Origin of the sequence: Exiguobacterium sp. s152, assembly GCF_018618335.1 — a bacterium.
Lineage (GTDB): Bacteria > Bacillota > Bacilli > Exiguobacteriales > Exiguobacteriaceae > Exiguobacterium > Exiguobacterium chiriqhucha.
In genome coordinates, this window is record NZ_JACSLX010000005.1 from 68,035 (window position 1) to 87,085 (window position 19,051).

Consider the following 19,051-nt stretch of genomic DNA (forward strand, 5'->3'; position numbering starts at 1 on the left):
CCTCGAGCATGCTCGAGGCTGGGAACCGACTCATTGAGGTCGGTTCTTTTTGCGTGTTTTGAAAATCAAAAATAAAATGACGATAATCACAGCGCTGAGGAGGATGGCGATGGACGTGAGCGCTTGCATCAGCACATCGATTTGATTCTCGGTCGCAATCAATTGTTTGCGGATGTCGTCATACTGCATCTTTTTTAAGGCTCGTAAATCTTCGAGAATCGTTTGACGTTGATCAGTCATCGTTTCAGCGAGGTCAGTCGCGGCTTCGATGTCGCCCCTTTCATAGAGGACGAGCACTTGATCGGCCCCTTGCTCCCAAATCCCGTCGCGATGGAGCAAATCGATGAGTGAGCTCGGAGTGCCGGGATCATTCGCAATGGATGTTTTCAATTCTTCTGCTTGCTGGGACATACTGTAATACGATTCTAAAAAGCGCCGGTCTTCATAGGCGAGAAGACCACGGATGGCGTTGGCTCGTTCGATGTTGAAATACATGATATCCTCGATAGCGTCATACGAGTCGAGACGTTGACCGTGAATCGATTCGATTTGCCTTGTCGTGTCGCGAAGTTGGAAGGCGAAACTAGCGAGAACGAGTATGGATAAGACAGATAACGAAATGAGTACGGTCAGCCATTTTCGTTGGGACATGGTCATCCCTCCTTCTGTAAACATCGTACAATACTTCCTGATTTCACCGCAAAATATTTTTTTGGAAAAGGAAAAAATCGGGTAAAGGTATAAATATTAAAGGTATAAATATATAGTAATGCGTTTCTTGATATCGTTTACAATGATAGAGGAACGATTTTATTCATAAGGAGAATACACATGCCAGAGAACTCATCGTTAATCAAGTTGCACCAAGTCTTGAAAGAAAAACGAACGAACGTCCATTATGAGATTCCGACGTTATGGAACCGGCTGCAATTCGCTTCAGAGCCTGTACGTGATGGGGTCGAACGGGTCAATCCATATGATTTCTTGATCGATACGATTGAAAAAGCGATTCTTCCCCATGCGGTCGACGGACGGGGTTACCATCAATCGGTCGCCCAAGCGGACGGATATTTGCAAACTGGCGGCGATTGGATCAAGCGGGCATCGGTCTACTCGATGCAAGTCCGGACGTCGACATCATGGGATCATGATGGATCAGGCTATGTCGAAATGGAGAACTCGATCGGCATGAAAGACACGGGGACGTTCGTCAAAACGCTCGCGTTGATTCCGCATCTCCTTTACATGGGAATCGACACGTTGTTCTTATTGCCAATCTCGCAACACAGTCATAAAAACAAAAAAGGCGAATTTGGTTCTCCTTATGCCGTGCAAGATTTTTTCGGAATCGATGAGGAACTGAAAGAGACGTTGACCGGAGACGGCTTGACGGTCGAAGAAGAGTTCGCGGCGTTCGTCGAAGCATGTCACATGGTGGGGATTCGTGTCGTCATCGATGTAATCCCGCGTACATGTGCCCGTGACAACCGACTCATTCTCGAAAATCCGGAATGGTTTTATTGGATTCCGGTGACCGAACTCGATTACTATCATCCGCCGCACGTACCAGGGATTGGAGAGAACGTGAAACCAGAGCACGCTTTCTTGCCTATGATTTATGGGTCAGAAGATGTCTGGGCGCACTTACGTCGCTTCTCGATGGCGCCGAATCTCGTCGATGCGGACAAGTGGGAGACGGTGAGGGCGTACTTGCTCGAGCATCCAGAAGAGAACTTGCTTACCGTCATCGAGCGCGAGTTCGGCTTGACGACCGCTCCAGCCTTCTCCGATTGCATCAATGATCCGCAGCCGCCATGGTCGGATGTGACGTATTTTCGCCTGTTCTTGGACCACCCGACAGCGGCAACGCCTTACGTGAGCGAAGCGAACTTGGCACCTTATATCTTGTTCGACTCGATCAAATCGAATCAATTCCGAGGCAATCAAATCAACGAGCCGCTCTGGGCGATGCTCGCCGACATCATTCCGCACTATCAGCGTGAATATGGGATTGATGGAGCTCGCATCGACATGGGGCACGCCTTGCCGGTCGATTTAGCGCAACGGATTCTACAGCAACCGCGTGAACTCGACGCCAACTTCAGCTTCATCGCTGAAGAATTAATTGAAATCGGTGCGTGGGCGGCGAAAGAAGCGGGCTATAACATGATTATCGGGTACGGGTTCTATAAAGAGCCACGTTTTGATACACATGAGACGCACCAGTTCGTATATGACTCGCGCTTCTTACCGTTACCGGTGTTTGCGGCCGGAGAAACGGCAGACACGCGCCGTATCGCGACACGAGATGGGGGACGGCAGGCGAGTCGCTTGCTCACCGTCTTGAACGGCTTCGTACCGAACGGCGTCCCGATGACGAACTCTGGACTCGAACTGTATGAGACACAGCCGATGAACACCGGGCTCGACTGCCGACCGGAAGAAGCGTATCAACTGTTCCCGACCGATCCGTACTTTGGAAAGCTTGCTTTCTTCGATGCGTACCAGTTCCATTGGGATCATCCAGAGCGAGACGAGATGATCGAACTGATGCATCAAGTGGCCGAGGTGCGTCGTCGTTGGTTGGACGTCCTCGTCAACCCGAGTCATTTCGAACCGCTCGCCATGGCACATATGGATGCGCCGTTCATCGGCCTCGCTTGGTTGCGTCCGGATACGAACGAGACGCTTCTCGTCGTGGCCAATACGGATATGTACCAACCGCTGCAAGGGAAAGTCCTGCTCGACGGGGTGCGACGCCGTAACTGGAACGCGAGCCGTTTCGCCGAGATGGTGTACTCACCGACGTCATGGCCGTACGCCGAGCATTCGTTCGATGAGAATTGGGACCTGTGGGTCGATTTGAAGCCAGGCGAAGTAAAGATTTATGAGATGAAATAAGCAAATGCCCCGAACCGGTTTACCGGTTCGGGGCATTTTGGTTACATCGTCTGCTTCATGTAGTAGATGACAAATTCATCGAGCGGCATCGGTTTCGCATAGCGATAGCCTTGCATCGAATCACAGCCGATTTTTCGTAAGAAATTCTCTTGATACTCGGTCTCGACACCTTCGGCGACGAGCGCCATCCCGAGTTGCCGGGCCATCGCGACGATGGTCGCGGTGACGGTCTGATACTCTCGGTTTTCTTCGAGTTGCATCGTGAACTCGCGCGGGATTTTCAACTCATCAATCGGATAGCGGACGAGGTAGGCGAGCGAGCTGTAGCCGGTACCGAAATCGTCGATCGACAGTTTGATGCCAAGCGCCTTCAACTCGAGAATCCGAGTCAACACGCGATCGGACTGATGCGCCGCGACCGTCTCGGTCAACTCGAAGTTGAGTCGGCCGGGTTCGATTGGGAACCGTTCGAATAACGTCGTCAAATATTCGATTAAGTGCTCATCGAACAGTTGGCGAACGGATAGGTTGACCGATAGTTTTGGTAAATCGATATCGCCTTGCTCGAAAGCGTACATCAATTGGAACGTCTCATGAATCATCCAGCGGCCGAGATCATGGATATGCCCCGTCTCTTCGGCAATCGGGATGAACTGGCTTGGCGGGATGAAGACGCCGTCTCGTTGCCAACGCATGAGCGCCTCGGCCCCGATGATGGCTTTCGTCGAAGCGTCAACTTGAGGCTGAAGATAAAGCGAGATCTCGCCTTTCTCGAGGGCGGTATCAAGCCCTTCCATCAACAGTTTGCGCTCTTCTTTGTGGGCCCGCAATTCAGGAGCGAACAAAACGGTCTCGTTGCGTCCTTTGTCCTTCGCCTTATACATGGCAAGGTCGGCGTTCGACAGCAAATGCTTGAGCGTCGAGCCGTGTTCAGGATAGCGGACGATACCGATGGACGCGTGAATCTCGACGAGCGTCCCGCCCATGAAGTACGGCGGACGATAGACGGAGCGTCGTAACCGTTCGACGAGCATCTCATCGTCGTCATGCTCGGCGACAACGATGAATTCGTCACCACCGAGCCGGCCCGCACACTCGTTCGGCAACAGGGCGCCCCGCAGACGTTTACCGATATGTTGCAACAACTCGTCACCCATATGATGGCCGAATTGGTCGTTAATTTCTTTAAAACCGTCGAGGTCGGAGAACATGAGCGAGAACGGACGTCCTTCCGCGATCAGCCGTTCAATCTGTTCTTGCAGGGCGTAGCGGTTATGAAGCCCGGTCAGACTGTCATGGTTCGCTTGATAATAAATCTGTTCTTGTTGGACGATCATTTGAGTGATGTCCTTGACGATTGCATAGATGCCTTCGACTTCGCCGTCGATAATCATCGGAATGTTCATCAACTGCCACACCCGTTTCGCCCCGTCTTCGGTGACGACATCGACGTCGAGCGTCCGGGGGCGACCGTTCGTTAAATCGTGCAACACGGTCGCATAGGCGGACCGGTCTTTTTGTTCGATAATGTCTAAAATGTTGGAGCCGATCAACGTTTCCGTATCATGACCAAGCACCGAGCTGCCGGCCTCGTTCACAGACAACACTTCGCCATGGAGGTCGAACAAGAAAATCGGTTCGGCATGATAGGCGAATAGCGAGCGATACTGTTGTTCACGGACCTCAAGTTCATGCGCCTTTGTTGTCACCGCGACTTCGAGGTCAGTATTGACGGTATGTAAACGGTGACTGATCAATGCATTTTGTTTGGCGACGACGAACTGACGGATGAGCAGCAACAAGACTGCGTTCGCCGTCATCGAGTCGAGTACAGACGTGCCGAGCAAACGGTCCGAGGCGATCATGAACAGCATGACGATTGCGCTATAGACGACGTAGTCGAACACGGAGTCATAGACGAGGGCATCTTCTCTCGATTCATCAAACACGTAGCTGATGGAAATGATGAAAATGCTACTCACTTGAAGCAGGTGCAGCAACTCATGACCGATGCCGTTAAAGATGAGCAATTGGTTCAAAATCGAAGCGGTCGTGAAGCCGAGAATGCCGATCAACAAGAGCACCCGGAAAGTTTGGCCGACCGAGGTGATGCGATTCAAGTACAGGAAGCCGAGCATCATGTAGAGACTAATCAACACCATCTGTTCTTCAAACCCGTTCAAATGAGCCGCATAACGTGCTCCGTCGTTCGAATAAACGAACAGATGCAACGCCCCAATCAACAGGAAGCTGAACAAGGCGAAAATGTCGAACGTTCGCAGTTTCAATGTCCGAATTTCAATCGATTGCGTGATGGCAATCAGCGACATAATCAAATAAAAAAAGTTCTGAATGAACGGCATATGGTTGATTGTTGTCGATGCGCCAAAATGGTGTCCGACCAAATAAGCGATGAAGCAGACATTGCCGGCGCTAATCAGTAAATGTATGTAGCGTCGCATCCCGTGATTTTGAAACACGGCCGTCGCGCTAAAGACGGTCGCGATGAGTGTGACCGCCGTGAAATAGACGAACAAACTCGTCTCCCTCAAGGCGTAAGGGGTGAACAGAATCAATAAAAGTCCGAGAAAAAAGGTCCCGACGAGCAAAGCGGGGACTGTTTGGCGCAACGAGTGGTTGGTCAACTCATGCACCTCCTTCTGTATATGTCTAAGAGACTCACCATTATTATCGGATTGTTCATGCGTTTGTTACACAAAAAAATCGACAGCAAGTTGCTGTCGATTAAAGTGTATACGAATGTTCTTTGAAGTTACCGACGACCGAATCGATTTCAGAGACGGTGATGAACGCTTCTGAATCAATCTCGGAGACGATTTGACGCAGTTTTGGAATCTCGTTATTCTGGACGACGACATACAACATCTTCTTCGAGTCGTTCGAGTAACCGCCGGTCGCGTCCATAATCGTGACGCCGCGTTTCAAGTTTTGCTTGATGACGAGGTTGATTTCGTCGGCTTTCTTACAGATGATGAAACACTGCTTTTGCGCCGAGAAGAACCGGTGAATCGTCAACAACGTCCGCGACCGGACGAAACTGAGCACGAGCGCATACATGACGGCTTTAATGTCGAACGTGATGAACACGAGGATATAGACGATGATATCTTGTGTCAAAAAGATTTTCGGGAGTGATAAGTTCCGATTGTTCGTATAAATGACTTTCCCGAGAATGTCGAGTCCGCCGGTCGAAGCGCCTGCGAACAAGAGCAGGGCGAGGCCGAGTCCGGAGACGATGCCACTGAACACCGAGGCGACGAGTGGGTCATCGAGCGGTGTCGGCGGGATGAGTACGGGCAACGTGTCAATCAAAATGGATGATAAGACGACGACGAGTCCGGTCATGAGAATGAACCGTTTGCCTAAATATTTAATCCCGATAATGAAAAGGGGGATATTTAATAGAAGTTGGCTGAACCCGATCGGCGTGCCGAACAGTTCATTGATAATGAGCGTGATTCCGACGATACCCCCGGACCCGATTTCGTTTGGTTTGAGCAATAGACCGACAAAAATCGATTGTAGAATCGTTCCGGCGATGATGAACAAGGTCGTCTCGACGGCGATCCGTTTTCTAGTTTTTGCATACATAGATAATGGCTAGGCGCCATACGCCCCCTTTGAAATAAACTCATTCAAGCGTACTCCGACGATGTCGGAATTTCAAGCGTCGAATGATTACAATTCATTATGGAAGCGGTCGATATCACTTGCGAGCTGTTCATGAACGTAATCGATGACTTGAGCGTCATCGAATAAGCCGAGCGGAGCGTCATCCGGAATCGCGTCGAATGGGGACACGAAATATAGAATCGCAGCGACAAGAGCGTGTTGTTTGTCCGCCTGCATCTCGAACTGGTCGTTATAGAGGGCGCGCAACATATTGAGCAACTGTTTCATTTGGAAGTAGAGCGTCAGTTCTTCTTCCCGTTCGATATTGCTAATCTCGCTTGACGCGACATCGACTGTCACTTTAGCGAGAGCGAGTTCACCTTGGACCAAGAGATCACCCAATTTTTCTTTGTTGGTATATTCCTCGGTCGCGCTTGTTAAAAAGTGTGTGTACGTCGTTTTCCAATCTGACATGTATATTCCTCCTTCTGTCTTCATCTACTAATATGCCCGTTTTTGCGATTTGGTTGCAACTTTTCCGAAAATTTAAGAAAATAGAAATAAGTGAAAAAGGAGGAACTGTACATATGTCTACTGTAACCATGCCGACTGAGGCAGAATTTGCCCGCTACGCTGAGCTTGCCGTCAAAAAAGGCGTCAACATTCAGCCGGGCCAACAGCTTGAAGTCCGAGCTGATATTAGCCAAGCACCGCTCGTCCGTCAAATCGTGAAAGCAGCTTACGCGGCTGGCGCGAAACAAGTGTATGTGAACTGGAGCGACGAAGAGACGACGAAAGTCCGTTACTTCAACGCCCCAGCAGATGCCTTCAAAGAATACCCGGAATGGCTCAAGGCACGCTTTGAGCAATTGGCCGAAGAGAAGACGGCGTTCCTATCGATCGTCAGCGACGACCCGGACGCACTGAACGGCGTCGAGTCGTCACGTATCGCGGACTCGAACCGTGCTGCCGGCGTAGCGCTCGCGAAATGGCGCAAATATGTCATGAGCGACAATGTCAGCTGGTCAATCGTCGCTGGCGCTTCGGAAGCATGGGCGAAGAAAGTCTTCCCAGACCGTGAAGACGCCGTACCAGCCCTTTGGAAAGCGATTTTCGAAGCGACGCGCATGGACCAACCGGATGTCGTCGCGGCGTGGGATACGCATGACGCATCGCTCCGTGAACGCGCGACGTTACTCACGAACAAGAAGTACACGAAGCTCCATTACAAAGCACCGGGCACGGAATTGACGATCGGCTTGCCGAAGAAGCACGTCTTCCTTGGCGGCGGCGGTCCGAACATCGACGGTGTCGATTTCATCGCCAACATGCCGACCGAAGAAGTGTTTACGCTCGCCGATAAAGATTCGGTCGAAGGACACGTCTCGAGCACGAAACCGCTCAGCTATAGCGGCAACTTGATCGATGGATTCACGCTCTGGTTCGAAGGCGGGAAAGTCGTGAAAGCGGAAGCGAAACAAGGACAACAGGCACTCGATGAGTTGTTGAACCTCGATGAAGGGGCGCGTCGCATCGGAGAAGTCGCGCTGGTGCCGGACGACTCACCAATCTCGAACTCGGGTCTCCTTTTCTATAACACATTGTTCGACGAGAACGCATCGTGTCACTTGGCGCTCGGACGCGCCTACTCGACATGTCTCGAAGGCGGACCACAAATGTCAGCCGAAGAGCTCGCCGAGAATGGTGCGAACGACTCGATGACACACGTCGACTTCATGATCGGCTCGGCCGAGATGAACATCGACGGCGAACTCGAAGACGGTTCACGCGAAGCCATCATGCGTGACGGCAACTGGGTCATCTAATCAAGCAAGAGACGAATCCCTTCGTGGAATTCGTCTCTTTTTTCATGTCAATTCATAGAGGAAGGCGAGAGCGTTCGGTAGCCGTCGCCGCCACGCGATTTCATTATGGACGGCACCGGGCTCGACCTCATAGCGGAAGGCGATTCCTGTTCGCGCGATCGTCTCGACGAGTTGCGCGTTCGTATATAAGTAATCCTCAGGCGTGATCGGTCCGCTCGTCTCGTTCGTCCCGATGTCCATATAGAGGCGCGCCGTCACATCGGCCTGCTTCACTTCCCGAATGAGTGAGTCGAGATTGGCCCATGCGGCCGTCGAGAGCGAGCCGACGCGCCGGATGGACGGATAGGCCGTCATCATATAGAGCGAGATGACCCCGCCCATCGAGCTGCCCATCACGCCGACGTCGTCCGGGTCGGTCGCGTAGCGTTCATCAATCCATGGCTTTAACTCTTGCATGAGCCAGTCGGCGTAAGCCCGACCTCTCCCGCCGAGCGTGGGCCGTGTCTTGGCGAGTTCTGGTCCGATTCGGCGATATAGCATCTCGTCTTCATAAAACGAATACTCATCGTAGCGGTCGAGCCAGTCCGGGGCACTCGCGATGGCGACGACCATGAGCGGCAATTGCAAGTCCTCGATGTGGCGGTCGATTGACCAACCTTCGCCGATCGTGGCGGTCTTGCCGTCGAACACGTTTTGACCGTCGTGCATATAGAGGACCGGGATTCGTTCGTCAGCCGACACGAAGTCGGGACGATAGACACGGACAATCCGCTTCCGGCCACGTATGGCCTCGGTCGGTAAGGTGAAGCTGAATTGGTCGAGCATATAAAGCGCTCCTTTCGCAGTCAACTGGTTTTAGTTTGCCGGGTGTGGACGAGAAATACAATCGCGACACTTGACTACCTACCGTTCGTTAGGTAAAGTGATGAGAGAAGAAAGGGGACGACAGAGCATGAACACGAAACAACGGATTGAACTCGCGGCACGACGGCGCTTTGCGCTTGAAGGGTATGAAGGACTATCATTAGCGGCACTAGCCGAGGACGTCGGCATTAAGAAAGCATCGTTATACGCTCATATCGAAGGAAAAGAGCAATTGTTCAAACAAGTCGTCGAGGACATGGCAGATCGTTACGATCGCGTCTGGCGAGAAGCGCGGGACGCCACTGAGGGCGCGGCACCGCTCGAACGGATCGAGGCCATCGTCGAGACGTTGATTCGCTTCTTTGAAGAAGAGGAGACATGGATGCTGACAAAGCGGATGTTGCTCGTCCCGCCGCCTGAATTGCGATCGTTCATCGAGACGACGCTCGGGTCGGTCGAGACGGACTTGCAAGCGTTTGAGAAAGAACAGTTTCGATTGGCGATGGAGCAAGGGGCGTTACCCGAACAGTCGCTCGAGGACGTTTACGATGCCTACTATTGTTTTCTCGACGGCGCGCTCATCTCACTCTTCACGCTCAAGACGAATCGCGTCAAGCGGCAACAGGCCGCATTCACCATCTATAAGAAAGGAGTCGGATGGACGTGAAACAAGATCAAATGGCCTGGGTTTGGCTCATTCTAGCCGGCCTGCTTGAAATCGTCTGGGCCACGACGATGAAACTGTCGAACGGCTTCACGGTGCTCGGTCCGAGCGTGGTGACCGTTCTCTTATTAGTTGTGAGCTTTGGGCTGTTGGCGATGTCGTTCCGGACGTTACCGGCTGGGACCGGTTACGCAGTGTTCACCGGCATCGGGGCCGTTGGAACGGTCATCGTCGGTGCGGTCTTGTTCGACGAGGCACTGACCGGCATGAAGCTCGTCTTTATCGCGACGCTCCTCATCGGTGTGATTGGACTGAAACAAGTGACAGGAGGGGAATCGGCATGAGTTGGGTATTTTTGATTGGCGCGGGTCTTGCCGAGATGATGGCGGTCTTTTGGATGGGAAAATCGAAAGGCTATCAGATTGTTAAATGGTCGATCTTGTCCGTCGGAACGTTTGCCTTAAGTTTTTATTTGTTGTCGCGCTCTCTCGAGACGCTCCCGCTCGGGCTTGCGTATTCGATTTGGGTCGGGATTGGGGCGGCCGGCGGCGTCGTGCTCGGTATGCTGTATTTGAACGAATCTCGAGACCGGTGGCGCATCTTTTTTCTTTTGCTCATTATCGGGAGCGTCATCGGATTGAAAGTTGTCGCCTAATTAGGATTGAATCGAAATAAAAACGGGAATTGAATAGTTCAGACTGTGAACGAAAGGGGCGAGGACGATGAGTCATATCAAACTGCAATCCGAGCGTCTACGACTCGAACCTTACACGATTGCTGATTTTTATTTCGTGAAATCGCTACTCCAAGATCCGCGCGTGATGCGTTTCATTAGCCCGGATGGGAAGCCATATACGGATGAACAGACGATCGAATGGTTCGAGCGCCAGTTGGCCCGCTATCAGACGGGTCGTCAAACCGGGTTGCTCAAATTGATGTCGCATGAAAATGACGAGCCAATCGGTCATGCCGGCACGTTGCTCCATGAACTCGACGGCACGATTGAACTTGAAGTCGGATATTGGCTGGCGCCGAAGCATTGGCATATGGGCTACGGACGCGAGGCAGCGGCTCGTCTCATGCGTCATGCGTTCGAAGAAGGTGAGAAAGAGATCATTTCCTTGATTCATCCGGATAACGTCCCATCGCAACGGGTCGCGAAAGCGAACGGACTGCATTGGGATCGGGATACCGAATATCAAGGCATGCTCGTCTCGGTATATGCCGGTGATTTAGAACGGTTGTGCCGCCATATGAAACGGGAAGAAATGACGCGTTAAAAAAAAGTGAATAAAGTTTTAAAAAACAGTTGCCAAGGCATTAGTTTCTTGATATATTAATAGTGTCCTTAAGAGAGGACACGACCTGATTCTGTAGCTCAGCTGGGAGAGCGCTACCTTGACAGGGTAGAGGTCGCTGGTTCGAGCCCAGTCAGAATCACTTGGGTGCCAAACCCGATGCGAAACCCATAGGAACGTGGGTTTCCGCGACGCCACTTCTTGCGAGAAGTGGCTTTTTTTTGTTTTTCTTTCAATTGACAGCCTACATAAACAGTTGGTATATTCCTCTCAATACATACAGAAACGGGGAATTATACGATGGTCTTAACTAGAACAATCGTCAACGCGGCGTTGATCGTGATTGGTACATTACTTGGACTCTTGTTTCACCGCATCCCCGAACGAATGAAAGAGACGGTCACCGCAGCCATCGGTCTCGCCGTCGTCTTACTTGGCGTGCAAATGGGGATGAAGAGCGAGAACTTTTTAATCGTCATCGGCAGTCTCGTCATCGGGGCCGCCCTCGGCGAATGGTGGAAGCTTGATGAAAAATTGAACGAGGTCGGCTATCAATTGGAACGCCGTCTCGGCGGCAAGAGCAAGTCGAGTATCGCCGAAGGGTTCATCACGGCGACGCTCATCTTCGTCATCGGGGCGATGGCTGTAATCGGCGCGCTCGACAGCGGGTTGCGCGGGGATCATGACGTCCTCTATACGAAAGGATTGATTGACGGTTTCACGGCACTCGTCCTCAGCTCGACGCTCGGCATCGGGGTCATGTTCTCGGCAGTGCCTGTGCTCTTATATCAAGGAGCAATCGCCTTGCTCGCCATTCAAATCATGAAGTTCATCCCGGAGTCGCTCATGGATGACTTTATTTTAGAGATGACGGCGACCGGTGGTGTCATGATTGTCGCAATCGGGTTGAACTTGGTCGGCATCACGCGGATCCGTGTCGCGAACTTATTGCCGGGAATCTTGATGGTCGCGGTCATCGTCTCTATCTTACATATCGTCCAATAAAAAAATCCGAGAGACGCGATGCGTTTCTCGGATTTTTTCAATTCTTCGGTTGTTCGACTTCTTCTCTCGCACTTTCGCGAAGGGCCGACGCCATGACGTCTGCTAAATCGCGCGAGCGGAGCACACCGACACCGCGGTCGGTCGGACCGTCTGGCGCGGCCACGTCCGCAATCAAGTCGTTCGTCGGCCGTGTCTCGTGAAGCAACAGTTCAGCCGATCCTTTCATCGCCTGGGCGACGATTTGGCGCGCCGTCGCTTCATCGAAACCGGCATCGGTCAAGACGGGCGTCATCGAACCGACGATTTCATAAAAGAAAGCGGGGCTGCATCCGGCGGCAGCCATGAAGGCGGACATCGTCTTCGCATCCGTCACGGCCGTCCGTCCGACGCGTTCAAACAGCGCCGTCGTGGTCTCACGGACCGTATCATCGGTCTCTGGGCCGAACCAGAGTCCGGTCATCCCGCTCCGATAAGCGACTGGGGTATTCGGCATCGCGCAGACGGCAGGGAGACCTGACGCCTCTTCAATCTCGCTCGGTTCGATATGAGCTGCTACGGAGACGAGGAGCGGTGTGCTCCACGTTTTAGATTGCACATAAGGCATGACCCCGTCCGGCTGCATCGCGAGGACGACGATGTCATACGCGTTGACATCCTCTTCGTCGACGATTTGCACACCGAGCTCAGCTTGGAGCGCTGTCAAACGGGTCCGGTCACTCCGGTTCGTCATGGTGATTTGTTCAGGCGACACACCTGAGGCAAGCCATCCGCGCACGAGTGACTCACTCATCGATCCTGCACCTACCATTAAAATATTCATTCTCGTCACCTCTTCATATAGATTCGGTCATATATATGTTGTTTATCATAACAAATGATCCGGTAAATAGCGCCCATCGTGCTCAAATTGTAAAACAAAGGAAAAACAAATGAACGGATTGTCATTTGATTGTCGCATTCGTCATAGATGACAAGCTGGCCCGAGCGAGCTATTATGGCAGTAATCAAACTGGAGGCGATGGAAGTGAAACGAGTATTAGTGCGGGGAATCCAAGGGTATCAGCGGTTCATCTCGCCGTTGAAACCACCGACTTGCCGCTTTTATCCCACGTGTTCCCATTATGGAATCGAGGCGATTGAAAAACATGGAGCCCTCAAAGGCGGATATTTGACGGCGCGCCGTCTATTGCGCTGTCAACCGTTCCATTCGGGTGGGCTCGACTACGTGCCGGATGAATTCGATTGGCATGCGCCATTGCAACGTGAAAAGCCCCTATCTCAACGAGACGTCTAAGCGGCGTCTCGCTGTTTTAGATACAGAAGCTAAATCTCATCTTTGTTTTATTACAATACTTTTGACAATCTTCTAAGTATTCTGAAAAAATAGAGATGTACGATTACATAAGGGGAAGGGGAATTCAAAATGAGTCAATCGTTCAGTGAACTCATCGGTACGATTTCGAACTTTGTGTGGGGACCACCGTTATTGATTTTGCTTGTGGGGACAGGCATCTACTTGACGGTACGGCTCGGGGGACTTCAAGTCACGAAGTTGCCGTACGCATTGAAGCTCGCGTTTTCTAAAAATCAAGACAAAACATCGAAAGGGGATATCAGTCACTTCCAAGCGCTCATGACGGCGCTCGCAGCAACCGTCGGTACGGGGAATATCGTCGGGGTTGCGACCGCGGTCGTGCTCGGTGGACCGGGGGCGATCGTCTGGATGTGGGTATCCGGATTTTTCGGTATGGCGACGAAATACGCCGAAGCCGTGCTCGCCGTTAAATATCGGGTGACCGATGAACGCGGACAAATGGCCGGGGGGCCGATGTATTACTTGGAACGGGGTTTAAAGCAACGTTGGCTCGCCGTCGCATTCGCGGCATTCGCCTCGCTCGCCGCGTTTGGGATCGGGAACGGGGTGCAGACGAACTCGGTCGCGATGGCGCTCAAGACGACCTTTGACGTGCCGTTGTATGTCTCTGGTATCTTGATTATGATTTTCACAGGCGCGGTCATCTTGGGCGGTGTCAAATCAATCGGTCGCGTCGTCAGTTACTTCGTACCAGTCATGATCGTCTTTTATCTCGGCAGCGGATTGTTGATTATGGTGATGAACTATACGCTCATTCCGGATGCCATCGCCCTCATCTTCAGCAGCACGTTCAGTGCCGAAGCAATTGGTGGCGGAGCCATCGGGGCCGCCATTCGTTACGGTGTGGCGCGCGGCGTCTTCTCGAACGAGGCAGGTCTCGGTTCGGCGCCGATTGCCGCAGCGGCTGCTAAAACGGATATGCCGGGACGTCAGGCGCTCGTCTCGATGACGCAAGTGTTTCTCGATACGCTCATCGTCTGTTCGGTCACGGGAATCACGCTCGTCATGGGCGGTCAAATCGGTTCGGGCCTCGAGGGGGTCGAATTGACGACGGCGACGTTCGAGCAATTCCTTGGACCGGCCGGCGGTTATATCGTGACGATTGGACTCGTCATGTTCGCCTATTCGACGGTGCTCGGGTGGTCATACTACGGGGAACGGTCGATTCATTACTTGTTCGGTCAAAAATCGATTCTTCCTTATCGGATTGCGTTCGTTCTCGTTGCCGGTCTCGGTGCGATGACGACGAACCTCAACTTGGTTTGGGCGCTCTCGGACGTGTTCAACGGCTTGATGGCCATCCCGAACTTGATTGGCTTACTGTTCTTGTCGGGTGTCGTCATTGCTGAGACGAAGCGATTCAATCAACAGCTCGAACTCGAAAATCGAAATCGAAAAGCCTCTTAAACCAATACGCCACCATCCTCACGGGAACGGTGGCGTATTTCGTTTGCGAACCTCTTCGAGCCGTGCTTGTTGAAGATGGTCGAACACTTTCGTGATGAAACCGACCATGATGCCGACACCCGTGATGACATAGCCGATCGTGAACACTTTGCCGATATCGGTCGTCGGGACAAAATCCCCATAGCCGATTGTCGTGAGTGTGACGACACTGAAATACAGGGCATCGAGCCAACGCATGTCTTCGAAGCGTGAGTAGAACAGTGTCCCGGAGAGGATGGTCAGGAAGGCGAGACTGAACAAGACTTGAAACTCCGCATCCTTCAAGCCACGCCAAATCCCGCGGAACATGCGCCGGAACGTCAAGATGAAAGATAGCATTTCATTTCCTCCTTTCCCTATAGGTTTGTTCGCTAGCAACAGGGGAACATCCTTTATAGCAAAACTGGAGAGGATGATCATGATGACACGACTGATTCCAAAAGAAGAAGGGCTCGATCATAGCCTGGCGTTCCTACGGGAAGGATATTTATACGTCCCGAACCGTCGGAAGAGCTTTCAATCCACTCTGTTTGAAACACGCTTGCTCGGCGAACGCGTCATCTGTCTCGGAGGCGGCGAGGCGGCAGCCTTGTTCTATGACGCAGAGAAGTTTGTACGCAAGGATGCGGCACCGAAACGGCTACTGAAAACATTGTTCGGTGAGGACGGGGTGCAGACGTTAGACGGGGCGGCCCATACACATCGCAAACGAATGTTCATGAAACTCATGTTCCCCCAAAATATCGAACGGTTAACGAAACTGGTCAGCCGGGAGTGGGAACGGGCGCTCGACGCGGCAGTTGACGAGACGGTGCTCTATGATATGGCGCAAGAAGTTCTCATGCGGGCCGTCTGTGAATGGGCCGGGGTCCCGCTCCATGAAAGCGAAGTAGCGCGTCGGACGGACGAGATGAAATTGTTATTTGAATCTGGGACTGCCCTCGGACCAAAACATGTTCGGGGGCGAGCGGCCCGCTCCTCGGCCGAGGCGTGGGTGCGTGGCATGGTCGAAGAAGTGCGGACGAACCGGCTTCTCCCAAACGAACAAACGGCGTTATACGAATTTTCTTGGCATCGGGATGAAGCGGGTCATCTGCTTCCGGCCGACGTCGTTGCTGTCGAAGTAATCAATATATTGCGCCCGACCGTGGCTGTCTCGATTTATGTGTTGTTCACTGTATTGGCGCTCCACCAATTTCCGGAAGCGCGGGACCGATTGGCGCGTGGTGAGACCGAACCGACATGGTTCGTTCAAGAAGTGAGACGCTTTTATCCATTTTTCCCCGTGACTGCTGCGAGGGTCAAGCAAGATTTCGAGTGGAACGGATTTACGTTCGAAGAAGGGACGCTCGTCTTGCTCGATTTATATGGGACGAATCATGACCCTTCCTTGTGGACGGAACCGGATACATTCAACCCCGATCGGTTCAAAGACTGGACGGAAAGTCCGTTCACGTTCATTCCGCAAGGCGGCGGTGATGTCGATTTCGGACACCGCTGTGCGGGAGAGCATGTGACGATTGCAATCATGCGTGAGACGATTGACGTGTTCCTAACACGTTACCGTTACGAGGTGCCGCCGCAAGACCTCAGTTATAGCTTTGTCGATTTGCCGAGTTTACCGAAGAGCCGTTTCGTGCTGAATCAGATTCGAAAGAACAAATAAATGAGTCGCCCGCGGGCGACTCATTTCGTGTGTAACGCTAGCCATTTTGTAATCGGTTGAATCGTGATATTCGTATCGACCATTCGATTATCACGTTTCGGTTCATCAGTCTGTTCGATTTGCCACGATGTATCATGTGACTCTTTGAGCGCCATCGCGATGTCATACAGAGAGTGACTCGAATTGCCGTTCAATTGGTACAACCCGGGCCCTCGCTTCGTCAAAATCTCGAACAAGGCATCGGCCGTGTCTTCCAAAAACGAGCAAGACGGGTACCAGTGAGCGCTCGCGACGATGACGCCATGTCGTTTCATCTCGTTCTCGAAATAATCCATCATGTTATTCGAACCGGCACGATGCCCGATTTGCCAACCGAGCCGTACGATTTGGGCACCAGGATTGGTCCGGGCAATCGTCTCTTCGCAGGCCCGCTTATAGGCCCCGTATTCATCGGTCGCGTCAGGAGGCATGTCCGGTGTGATTGGCCCTGTCACGTTGTCAGAGAACACCGAGACGGTGCTCGTGAAGAGAAATGGAATCTTATATTCTCCGCATAGCCGAGCTAGCGTGTCGGCCCATTCGACGGCACCCATCCCGATATGAAGAAAGTAGTTCGGACGCACCGATTCGATAAAACGTCGCATCTCGGCCTCATCTGTGGTCGATACTTTCGTTCGGTCCCAGGCCACGGGCTCGATGCCATGCCGCGTTAACGTCTCGGAGACGACGGGGGCGACGGTCCCGTTCATACCTGTTAAAATTGCTTTCATCATGGATTCCTCCCTTTTGTTTCTATCATCCCACACTTCACGAACTGACAAACCCTTTGTGGACAGCTTTATGCTAGACTGTTGAGTGGAGGCGATAATGATGAATATTCGAAAAGCGACACCGGACGATCAGTTGCAGATTGCACCGCTCGTCTATACGGCGATTCATGAAATCGCCTATTCATTGACCGGCACATCCGATCAAGAGCATGTGCTCGTTCGACTCGCGATGTGGATTGGTCAGCCTGGCAACCGCTTGAGCTACGAGAACATATGGGTGGCCGAATCCGATGCGACGATTGCAGGCATCCTGATTGCGTATCATGGCGAGCAGGCGGCAATGCTCGATGAACCGATTAAAGCTTGGCTCCGGACAAACGGTCAGTCTGGCGAGTTGGATGTCGAAACGGAAGGCGACGTCCTGTATATCGACTCGGTCGCCGTCGACGCGACGTTCGGCGGACGCGGGATTGGGACGGGCTTGATTCAACAGGCGATTGCTCATGCGCGTGCCATGAACATTCCTCGCGTCACGCTCAACGTCGATCAGACGAACCCGGCAGCAGGTCGATTGTATGAACGTCTCGGCTTTATGAAAGAGAAAGAGATTGAGATATCCGGGGGACGGTTCGATTATATGACGTTTACGGTAAGCGAGAACGCCTGAACACGTCACGAAACCGATGCAAACCGATCGGGACTCGGCTATACTATAGGCTTGATCACATTGAGAGAGAAAAAGGAGATTGTGTATGGAGTGGAAGAATATGTTGCGCGGCATCGCGATGGGAACGAGTGATTTGATTCCTGGCGTCAGCGGCGGGACGATTGCAGTTATTTTAGGAATTTATGATCGTTTGATTGAAGCCATCAGCGGTATCTTCAGTCGGCATTGGAAACAGCACTTGTTGTTCTTGATTCCGCTCGGGATTGGGATGGCAGGGGCGATTTTAGGACTCAGCCGCGTGATTGAGTTCCTCTTGCTCGAATATTATGAACCGACCCAGTTCTTTTTCATCGGATTGATTCTCGGGATTATCCCGATGCTCTTCTTTGAATTTCGAACGAGAGCCGTCATGCGACCGGTACATATCGTCGCGATGGTCATCGGGGCGATTCTTGTGGCCAGCATGGCAATCATCAAACCAGCAGATACGGTCATCATCACGGAACTCTCGACAGGGACGACGATTCTCTTGTTCTTCTCAGGATGGCTCGGCAGTATGGCGATGTTGTTGCCGGGAATCAGTGGCTCATTCGTATTGCTTTTGATCGGGGTGTATCCGACCGTCATCAGCGCGTTGTCGAACTTGAACCTGCTCATTATCGGCATCGTCGGTCTTGGAGTGGCCGTCGGGTTTATCGTCAGCAGTAAAGTGATTCGCTATTTGCTCGGTCATTTTCCGGGCATGACGTTTTCGGTCATCATCGGGTTGGTCATCGGCTCGCTTGCGGTCGTATTCCCAGGTCTGCCGGACACGACAATCATGTGGATACTCAGTGTCCTCTCGTTCTTCGCTGGATTTATCATCGTCCGTCTACTTGGACGTTTCTCCGTTTAACCAAACATGCACGCCCGTCAATGAAGACGAGCGTGCATGTT

At 52.2% G+C, this 19,051-nt stretch carries 20 protein-coding genes and 1 tRNA gene; 13 read left to right on the forward strand and 8 right to left on the reverse strand.

Translation table 11 applies throughout. The annotated features are described in order from the left end of the window. Positions 1 to 30 precede the first annotated feature (30 nt). Entirely contained in the window at positions 31 to 651 is a 621-nt protein-coding gene (locus KNP72_RS10355) for a CHASE3 domain-containing protein (RefSeq protein WP_021065249.1), read from the reverse strand. A gap of 180 nt (positions 652 to 831) precedes the next feature. Between KNP72_RS10355 and KNP72_RS10360 the strand changes: the two genes are divergently transcribed. Beyond that, complete coding sequence (locus tag KNP72_RS10360; protein ID WP_251128965.1) at positions 832 to 2,901, forward strand: alpha-amylase family protein; 2,070 nt, start codon at positions 832 to 834, stop codon at positions 2,899 to 2,901. 41 nt (positions 2,902 to 2,942) lie between these two features. On the opposite strand, the gene KNP72_RS10365 is transcribed toward KNP72_RS10360, so the two are convergent. The 3 genes from KNP72_RS10365 to KNP72_RS10375 form a co-directional block, all read right to left on the reverse strand. Continuing rightward, entirely contained in the window at positions 2,943 to 5,546 is a 2,604-nt protein-coding gene (locus KNP72_RS10365) for a putative bifunctional diguanylate cyclase/phosphodiesterase (RefSeq protein ID WP_251128966.1), read from the reverse strand. Positions 5,547 to 5,646: 100 nt separating this feature from the next. Next, on the reverse strand, positions 5,647 to 6,513 hold the full coding sequence (locus tag KNP72_RS10370) for a YitT family protein (RefSeq protein ID WP_214833200.1): 867 nt from the start codon (positions 6,511 to 6,513) through the stop codon (positions 5,647 to 5,649). 87 nt (positions 6,514 to 6,600) lie between these two features. Then, on the reverse strand, positions 6,601 to 7,008 hold the full coding sequence (locus KNP72_RS10375; RefSeq protein ID WP_214719826.1) for a YkvA family protein: 408 nt from the start codon (positions 7,006 to 7,008) through the stop codon (positions 6,601 to 6,603). 113 nt (positions 7,009 to 7,121) lie between these two features. On the opposite strand from KNP72_RS10375, the gene KNP72_RS10380 reads away from it, so the two are divergent. Beyond that, positions 7,122 to 8,360 (forward strand): aminopeptidase, encoded by a 1,239-nt coding sequence (locus KNP72_RS10380; RefSeq protein WP_200860057.1) that lies wholly within the window; start codon positions 7,122 to 7,124, stop codon positions 8,358 to 8,360. A gap of 42 nt (positions 8,361 to 8,402) precedes the next feature. Here the strand turns inward: KNP72_RS10380 and KNP72_RS10385 are convergent, their stop codons facing one another. Next, complete coding sequence (locus tag KNP72_RS10385; protein ID WP_214719827.1) at positions 8,403 to 9,185, reverse strand: alpha/beta hydrolase; 783 nt, start codon at positions 9,183 to 9,185, stop codon at positions 8,403 to 8,405. A gap of 127 nt (positions 9,186 to 9,312) precedes the next feature. Between KNP72_RS10385 and KNP72_RS10390 the strand changes: the two genes are divergently transcribed. The 6 genes from KNP72_RS10390 to KNP72_RS10415 all read left to right on the forward strand — a co-directional run bounded on the left by KNP72_RS10390 (position 9,313) and on the right by KNP72_RS10415 (position 12,191). Further along, the gene (locus tag KNP72_RS10390) at positions 9,313 to 9,891 is read left to right on the forward strand and encodes a TetR/AcrR family transcriptional regulator (protein WP_214719828.1); all 579 of its coding nucleotides are present in this window, start codon (positions 9,313 to 9,315) and stop codon (positions 9,889 to 9,891) included. Between the two features lie 11 nt (positions 9,892 to 9,902). Further along, positions 9,903 to 10,232, forward strand: coding sequence for a DMT family transporter (locus tag KNP72_RS10395; RefSeq protein WP_029596077.1), 330 nt, complete (start codon positions 9,903 to 9,905; stop codon positions 10,230 to 10,232). Further along, positions 10,229 to 10,543 (forward strand): DMT family transporter, encoded by a 315-nt coding sequence (locus tag KNP72_RS10400; RefSeq protein WP_021065258.1) that lies wholly within the window; start codon positions 10,229 to 10,231, stop codon positions 10,541 to 10,543. The genes KNP72_RS10395 and KNP72_RS10400 overlap by 4 nt, the downstream gene beginning before the upstream one ends. A gap of 67 nt (positions 10,544 to 10,610) precedes the next feature. Next, complete coding sequence (locus KNP72_RS10405; RefSeq protein WP_029596076.1) at positions 10,611 to 11,168, forward strand: GNAT family N-acetyltransferase; 558 nt, start codon at positions 10,611 to 10,613, stop codon at positions 11,166 to 11,168. Between the two features lie 87 nt (positions 11,169 to 11,255). Next, a tRNA-Val gene (locus KNP72_RS10410) sits at positions 11,256 to 11,328 on the forward strand. A gap of 158 nt (positions 11,329 to 11,486) precedes the next feature. After that, positions 11,487 to 12,191, forward strand: coding sequence for a DUF554 domain-containing protein (locus KNP72_RS10415; RefSeq protein ID WP_214833202.1), 705 nt, complete (start codon positions 11,487 to 11,489; stop codon positions 12,189 to 12,191). 37 nt (positions 12,192 to 12,228) lie between these two features. Here the strand turns inward: KNP72_RS10415 and KNP72_RS10420 are convergent, their stop codons facing one another. Continuing rightward, complete coding sequence (locus KNP72_RS10420) at positions 12,229 to 13,011, reverse strand: pyrroline-5-carboxylate reductase family protein (protein WP_214833204.1); 783 nt, start codon at positions 13,009 to 13,011, stop codon at positions 12,229 to 12,231. A 198-nt stretch (positions 13,012 to 13,209) separates the two neighbouring features. Here KNP72_RS10420 and yidD point away from each other — a divergent pair, with 198 nt between their 5' ends. Together yidD and KNP72_RS10430 are read left to right on the forward strand one after the other, a co-directional pair. Then, complete coding sequence (gene yidD / locus KNP72_RS10425) at positions 13,210 to 13,485, forward strand: membrane protein insertion efficiency factor YidD (RefSeq protein WP_251128977.1); 276 nt, start codon at positions 13,210 to 13,212, stop codon at positions 13,483 to 13,485. Positions 13,486 to 13,614: 129 nt separating this feature from the next. Continuing rightward, positions 13,615 to 14,973 (forward strand): alanine/glycine:cation symporter family protein, encoded by a 1,359-nt coding sequence (locus tag KNP72_RS10430; RefSeq protein WP_214719834.1) that lies wholly within the window; start codon positions 13,615 to 13,617, stop codon positions 14,971 to 14,973. 18 nt (positions 14,974 to 14,991) lie between these two features. Here KNP72_RS10430 and KNP72_RS10435 read toward each other — a convergent pair whose 3' ends face one another. Then, entirely contained in the window at positions 14,992 to 15,351 is a 360-nt protein-coding gene (locus KNP72_RS10435) for a potassium channel family protein (RefSeq protein ID WP_214833206.1), read from the reverse strand. Between the two features lie 79 nt (positions 15,352 to 15,430). On the opposite strand from KNP72_RS10435, the gene cypC reads away from it, so the two are divergent. Then, positions 15,431 to 16,678 carry a CYP152 family fatty-acid peroxygenase CypC gene (cypC, locus tag KNP72_RS10440; protein WP_353048449.1) on the forward strand — a complete coding sequence of 416 codons (1,248 nt, stop codon included), beginning with the start codon at positions 15,431 to 15,433 and terminating at the stop codon, positions 16,676 to 16,678. A 20-nt stretch (positions 16,679 to 16,698) separates the two neighbouring features. Here the strand turns inward: cypC and KNP72_RS10445 are convergent, their stop codons facing one another. Continuing rightward, a complete protein-coding gene (locus tag KNP72_RS10445; RefSeq protein WP_214833208.1) occupies positions 16,699 to 17,448 on the reverse strand; it encodes a sugar nucleotide-binding protein in 750 nt (249 codons plus the stop codon). A 100-nt stretch (positions 17,449 to 17,548) separates the two neighbouring features. Here KNP72_RS10445 and KNP72_RS10450 point away from each other — a divergent pair, with 100 nt between their 5' ends. After that, positions 17,549 to 18,115 carry a GNAT family N-acetyltransferase gene (locus KNP72_RS10450; RefSeq protein ID WP_251128967.1) on the forward strand — a complete coding sequence of 189 codons (567 nt, stop codon included), beginning with the start codon at positions 17,549 to 17,551 and terminating at the stop codon, positions 18,113 to 18,115. Between the two features lie 85 nt (positions 18,116 to 18,200). Continuing rightward, complete coding sequence (locus KNP72_RS10455; protein WP_214719837.1) at positions 18,201 to 19,010, forward strand: DUF368 domain-containing protein; 810 nt, start codon at positions 18,201 to 18,203, stop codon at positions 19,008 to 19,010. Positions 19,011 to 19,051: the final 41 nt, after the last annotated feature.

What these genes read in the sequence shown, in the direction of transcription:
- KNP72_RS10355 (WP_021065249.1), bottom strand. Translation starts at nt 651, where the DNA reads ATGTCCCAACGAAAATGGCTGACCGTACTCATTTCGTTATCTGTCTTA.
- KNP72_RS10360 (WP_251128965.1), top strand. Translation starts at nt 832, where the DNA reads ATGCCAGAGAACTCATCGTTAATCAAGTTGCACCAAGTCTTGAAAGAA.
- KNP72_RS10370 (WP_214833200.1), bottom strand. Translation starts at nt 6,513, where the DNA reads ATGTATGCAAAAACTAGAAAACGGATCGCCGTCGAGACGACCTTGTTC.
- KNP72_RS10375 (WP_214719826.1), bottom strand. Translation starts at nt 7,008, where the DNA reads ATGTCAGATTGGAAAACGACGTACACACACTTTTTAACAAGCGCGACC.
- KNP72_RS10380 (WP_200860057.1), top strand. Translation starts at nt 7,122, where the DNA reads ATGTCTACTGTAACCATGCCGACTGAGGCAGAATTTGCCCGCTACGCT.
- KNP72_RS10385 (WP_214719827.1), bottom strand. Translation starts at nt 9,185, where the DNA reads ATGCTCGACCAATTCAGCTTCACCTTACCGACCGAGGCCATACGTGGC.
- KNP72_RS10390 (WP_214719828.1), top strand. Translation starts at nt 9,313, where the DNA reads ATGAACACGAAACAACGGATTGAACTCGCGGCACGACGGCGCTTTGCG.
- KNP72_RS10395 (WP_029596077.1), top strand. Translation starts at nt 9,903, where the DNA reads ATGGCCTGGGTTTGGCTCATTCTAGCCGGCCTGCTTGAAATCGTCTGG.
- KNP72_RS10400 (WP_021065258.1), top strand. Translation starts at nt 10,229, where the DNA reads ATGAGTTGGGTATTTTTGATTGGCGCGGGTCTTGCCGAGATGATGGCG.
- KNP72_RS10405 (WP_029596076.1), top strand. Translation starts at nt 10,611, where the DNA reads ATGAGTCATATCAAACTGCAATCCGAGCGTCTACGACTCGAACCTTAC.
- KNP72_RS10415 (WP_214833202.1), top strand. Translation starts at nt 11,487, where the DNA reads ATGGTCTTAACTAGAACAATCGTCAACGCGGCGTTGATCGTGATTGGT.
- KNP72_RS10420 (WP_214833204.1), bottom strand. Translation starts at nt 13,011, where the DNA reads ATGAATATTTTAATGGTAGGTGCAGGATCGATGAGTGAGTCACTCGTG.
- yidD (WP_251128977.1), top strand. Translation starts at nt 13,210, where the DNA reads ATGGAAGTGAAACGAGTATTAGTGCGGGGAATCCAAGGGTATCAGCGG.
- KNP72_RS10430 (WP_214719834.1), top strand. Translation starts at nt 13,615, where the DNA reads ATGAGTCAATCGTTCAGTGAACTCATCGGTACGATTTCGAACTTTGTG.
- KNP72_RS10435 (WP_214833206.1), bottom strand. Translation starts at nt 15,351, where the DNA reads ATGCTATCTTTCATCTTGACGTTCCGGCGCATGTTCCGCGGGATTTGG.
- cypC (WP_353048449.1), top strand. Translation starts at nt 15,431, where the DNA reads ATGATGACACGACTGATTCCAAAAGAAGAAGGGCTCGATCATAGCCTG.
- KNP72_RS10445 (WP_214833208.1), bottom strand. Translation starts at nt 17,448, where the DNA reads ATGAAAGCAATTTTAACAGGTATGAACGGGACCGTCGCCCCCGTCGTC.
- KNP72_RS10450 (WP_251128967.1), top strand. Translation starts at nt 17,549, where the DNA reads ATGAATATTCGAAAAGCGACACCGGACGATCAGTTGCAGATTGCACCG.
- KNP72_RS10455 (WP_214719837.1), top strand. Translation starts at nt 18,201, where the DNA reads ATGGAGTGGAAGAATATGTTGCGCGGCATCGCGATGGGAACGAGTGAT.